The sequence below is a fragment of the Ginsengibacter sp. genome (assembly GCF_057362405.1).
On record NZ_JBMQQG010000183.1, the window covers coordinates 1 to 5,468 of the forward strand.

Sequence of the window (5,468 nt, forward strand, 5' to 3'; positions counted from 1 at the left end):
CGGATACAGGGGATTGTTACCGCAATCTTTCCAAAGGTTTCGATAATCCACCTGGGTACCGTCAACATTAATCTGCCGCCATCTTGAACAAAACTCGCTACAACCTTTTGGCTCATCCATCCCATGCCCTGTATGTTGAATACGTATCCTGCTGATGGCTGCGCCCTTCACCGATTCATAAGTGATGGGTAATAATTTATCTTCAATTTTTTCCTTCGGATCGCCATATTTATAACTATCGTTCCAAAGAGGCGTTATGCCCAACGGAACAACTACCGGTGGACCAGACATGATTTCAAAATCAATCGTTAGTGCCCAGCCAACTGTTGTACCCTCATAACCGGAATGTACGTATTCGATCTCAACACTATCCCGCAGCAATGGAGCAAAGTCACTAACATCTACCTTCCATTTCCAGCTCCAGCCTTTGTTGTAAATACTTCCATAAGGAGTAAGCATTCTGCCCAATTCATAGTTAACCTGTTTTCCATTTACGCCTCCTTTTCGCCTGATGTAAATATGATCCAGGTAATCCCAATGCGCAGTGAGCAAACTATCCGGACTACCGAGCGTAACATTCATCATAATTTTCCTCACAGGAAATTTCGGCGAAGGAAATACGCCCCACTTATCATAAGCATTGGCACCTGTTTTAGGATTGCAAACCACGGTGGTCCGGGTATGCGGAATCACATGGATGATTGCCGCTTTTTGGGCTAAACAATTTGCGGACAAAAAAACTAAGATTGGAAATAATAAACGTGTCATATAAAAAATAAAAATTATTAAAACATTACTTTAAGATGAATTTTCATTCTACTGTTTGCTCTCGTGGCTAATGCCACCGTTAGCTGCAGCAAAATGAAAGGGAAATATTATTTTTTTTTACTTTCAACCTCCATGCTATCAATTTTATGAAGTGTAATAATAGGTTCAGCAGCTTGCCGGGGCAATGGAGGCCTGTTGCTTACTGCACCGGATTGTGCATACCAAAATACAACGGAGGAATAAGCCAGGTAATCCCATGGATTGCGGATATCTACACCGGGAGAAGCTTCCATATCAAATACTAATCTTTTAGTAAATGGAATTGCGTCCAATGCCCTTACTCTTGTGCAAATATTAAATCCACGAACACCTCGTCTTTTACTGGTGGCTGATCCTACTTCTATGTTGGCTAAATAAGGATGGCTAAACACATCATCTTTAGTCGGAATTTCGCCGCCTGCCCAACCATAATAGTCTTCGGTACCGGTGCCAAATTGAGTTGGAAATTTTTTATCCCATGCATCATCCACATATATCTTTTCATCACCCTCCCCCCACCAGCCATAGTCGGGATTAAGCACCGTCCATGCGTCACCCGCTAATATTCCTTTACCCCTGATGTCTATAAAATTCCAGTCTTCAAAAACAGATCCTTGTACTACATCGTCGCTTCGCCAGTTTGCATGAAAATACATGGATCGTTCATCCCATTTCCAATTGCCGTATTTAATCTCAAAATTTTCAATATCAATATTTGTTTTGCTTATATTTTTAATATAAAAATCAGCAGATGATTTAAATGGCATTACCCAGGTACAAATCATTTGGCCCAATGAATTTACTGTCCTGGTCCAGGTTTGAAAAGGATTTAATTCATTGGCACTGCCAAAGAAGTCGCCTAATGGTGTCCATACGGTTTGCTCGTCGTCAAACTTTGCAATTAAAACAACTGAACGAAGTAGTTCGGGATGTATTTTTATTTGAACCGGATCAACCCAAATTTGTAGTTGATTGATTGCACCAGCCTTACTTATTTTCAAATGGAGTTCTTTTCCGGCTCCTAAAATTCCTTTCGTATTAATCGAAACACCGGCCTCATCAGCGTACACTGAATAAAGAGATTTTCTTATTTCATCCATGAGCGGGAGAACTGTTTTCAACTGGCCTATGTTGAATGTTTTTACAACAATATTTTTTGCATAACTCCTGTAATTTATAATATAATAAAAAGGCTTTTTATCAAATGTAATTTTACAACTTTTGGCAAAAGGGATGGGCAAATAACAATCTCCGGCCCTTGCTGTTACCTCCGCAAAAGGAGCAGGAACTGAACCTTTGCCTGTAATGAGCTTGAAATAATTTTCGCTGATAACCGGTGTATCCGAGCCATCCAAATAGATATTAATATTGGGGCCTTCCAGGTCATCAAGTCCTCCATAATAAAAATAAGGCGCCCACATTTTAGTAATCGTTCCGGGGCCATCATGTTCCATCACTACCCATTCTGTCTTCCCATTCTTTTCTTCTGTCCGTATGAAACCAGTACCATCACTGTCGGCAAACCATCCCGGAGCATTCCTTGCAGTGGATACCCGGTTATAACTGCTGGCCTGCAATGAAGCGTAGGCAGGAAATGGATACCTGGCAAGGCAGTTTCTGCAGGCCATTTCTTTTAATAATGATTGTATCGTTACCTGCTGTGCATTTATATTTATTTGATACAACAATGCAAGAAGCGATAATGTAATTTTTATATTTTTCAAAATAATCATGCTTACTTTTTATTTTCTACAACAATCAAATAACCTTTTCCTGCCCGTACATTAATTTGTTCCAATGAATTTAGTTGCTGATCATCCTGGAATCTTAATATCGAAGGAATGTGAAAGGAAACATTTGCCTGGTTCGATCCTAATTGTTGAAAATTTATTTTGAGAGAAGTGAACTGATCTGTATTTCCAAAATTGGCGACTGCTATAATGGACTGCTGTTTCCCTTTGTACACGGTAACTTTCACTGAATCATTAGAAGATTTTACCGGTGAGTTTGCATCCCAGTAACCAATCATTTCTTTTTGCTGAATATGATATTGATCCCAGAATTTCCAGATATTGTCGGGCGGATTGCCGATCCAGCCTGCCCGGTTAGTAATACCATATATCATTCCCATCCAGGGATTTCCTCCTCCTTCCAACATTTGGCTGGGCAAACCGAAAGGAATTCCTGCAATTTCCACCAGCCAGTAGTCGGGTGGCGTATTGTAATTTCTTCCTTCACCAATCCATAATTGGTCAACATAAGGAAGCAAATCCATGTAAAGATTTAAACAACTCGCATACCCGGCATATTGATTGAAATGATTCCAGCTATGCATGTCTATCCTCGCAGCCGGGCGGTTATTATCCAAAATTTTCCTGGCTCTTTGAATCGTAATTCTATCGAGGGAACAATCATCGATATATATACCGTCGATTTTCAAATGCTTCGTCATCCAATCTAATCCTGCTATATAAAAATTATTTAACCGGCTGTCAGGTGTGGTGATTACAGATAAATCCCGTGTGCCTGCATATTTACCGGTGGTAAAATTAGCCACCCATGCCGGAATATAATTCTTCCTCAGGTTATCTTTCAGCCATTGGTCCGGCCCGTTAGGATGAATCAATGTTTTGGCATTATTACCGGGGCCGGGATAAATCACTTCACCACCTAAACTTTTAAAGGCCCATAGCTCGGGAAGATTGGTCGTTAATTCCCTGGTAGTATAATAGACTTTCACCCGCTTATCATCTTTGTGCGCTTTGTCGATGAAGCCTTTCAAATCTTTCACATTTGCATCTGCATACGGGTAGTTGATGTAAGGATAGATATCTTTCTTGTGGTGAACGTTAATAATATTCGCACCCAAACTATCTGCTGCCCTGATGAAAGAAGCACTTTCATCTTTGTCCGAATGGTAGTAGCGGTCAGCAAATTGAATTTCTTTATTCATGGTTTTGAAAGGCGTAATCAGCAATTCAAAATCATAATTCAATTGCTCATTTTTCTTCATTTCGCGTGCGCCTGAATAAGCATTGATCATAACGGTGTTATCCTTCTCATAAACATGCACGCCTCCTTTGCCATCATTGCTCCAGGAAGGCGGAAGATGCAGTGGACCAAAACTGTAATAGATATTCACTAACGGCAACACATAATTTTCAGCCTTCCACTTTATTCGCAGGCCCCCGTTTACAGCGCCCGTCCACAAAGCATCCTGGTTCTTTGTACTATCCCACTTCCATTGCCAGTCTTTAGGTCTCAAGCCACCTTCTTTGTTTAATCCCATCATGTAGGTAGCTTTATCTTTATCCATTGAAACTTCTAACCGGATATCTTTTATATGAATGGTTTCTTTTGCTTTTAGCTGTAGACGAAAATTTGCGAAGCCATCATACGCTAACGTACCCGCACAAACGATATCACATTCAGCAGCAGTATTAATAACCTTCCAGTTTATAGCCGAAGAAGTTTGTCCTGTATATTGAATCTTACCAGGACTTAAATGAATAATCTCACCGTTTTCTTTTTCAACAATGAAATGAAACGGCGTATCAATAATATCATCTCCTTTTGCAGAAGCAGACTGGTTGGATGGCGAAAAATAAGAAGTGATCTTTTCAGGTAAGCCATTTGCACCAATTTTCATAGAGCGGCCTAAAATATGAAGGGTGCTGCCTGACCTGCTTACGGGGATATAGCCTTTAGTAATGTTATTATCTATCCCTGCGGTTGAATTAAGCCAGGCCAACCGGGATAAACTCTTGCCCTCATTGAACCCATGGTTAGCCACTATTTTTCCGCCAACCTCTAATTTAATTTTTATTTCTTTTGCGTTGACACCGTCAGCAGAAACAGAAATCGTTCCGTTATAGGTACCTTTTGCAGTTGCAGGAAGATCGATTCCTATCCATAATGCCTGAACCTTTTCTGCCGGTATATTAATACTCTTTGTAAAAGGATTGCCCTGGTAATTGATTCCTCCTGTATTAAAACAGGTGATTTTTCCGGAGGTGATTATCTTGTTGCCATCGCTTTTTAAATCCGAAAAATGCACCTGCACATTTTTCACATCCTCAGCTACGGCCCACGCTGCTAACTGAAATACAAAATATTCACCCGGCTGCGCATGCAAAATATATGGCGTGACATCGTAATTATTTTTCAACCACTTTAAACGAAGTGAATCATCCCATTTGATTGGCTTTTCTTTTATTTCAGGAAAAACTAACAGCAGCGGCTGTGGGTACTGTTGATCATACTGCCGGGCAGCATCCTGTGTAGAAATAAAATTGTCTGTCTCATGCTGCGCATTAGCGTTAAAAAAAAGAAAAGATAACAGAAGTGATGCGAGAGCTTTTTGCATTGTAGTTGTATATTAAAAAAGATAGACAGACTCATTTCCTGCACTTAAGGCATTATCACTAACCGCGTAAAACTTATTGCCGCGATTTACCTGACAACAAATTTTTGTACATGGCAGATATATTTCTTTTCTATTTTTCATTTTTCTATTCCCCAATTATTTATTCACGAGGAAGTGTACAATGCGGCATGCGTTGCCCCCAGGTTCACCTTTAGTTGAAACTATTTTCACTTCCAGCAGGTGCCTTCCTGTTTGCAAACCATCTGCTAAAATCAAATACCACGGCAGATGCAAC

Annotated in this window: 3 protein-coding genes; all 3 read right to left on the minus strand. The window is 40.2% G+C overall.

The features are described 5' to 3' along the window. Nucleotides 1-735: hypothetical protein (locus ACO1O5_RS15930; RefSeq protein WP_486271943.1), on the minus strand; the 735-nt coding region annotated here is incomplete at its 3' end. 140 nt (nucleotides 736-875) lie between these two features. Continuing rightward, the gene (locus ACO1O5_RS15935) at nucleotides 876-2,540 is read right to left on the minus strand and encodes a glycoside hydrolase family 172 protein (RefSeq protein ID WP_486271945.1); all 1,665 of its coding nucleotides are present in this window, start codon (nucleotides 2,538-2,540) and stop codon (nucleotides 876-878) included. Between the two features lie 2 nt (nucleotides 2,541-2,542). Continuing rightward, nucleotides 2,543-5,173 carry a glycoside hydrolase domain-containing protein gene (locus ACO1O5_RS15940; protein ID WP_486271947.1) on the minus strand — a complete coding sequence of 877 codons (2,631 nt, stop codon included), beginning with the start codon at nucleotides 5,171-5,173 and terminating at the stop codon, nucleotides 2,543-2,545. Nucleotides 5,174-5,468 lie beyond the last annotated feature (295 nt).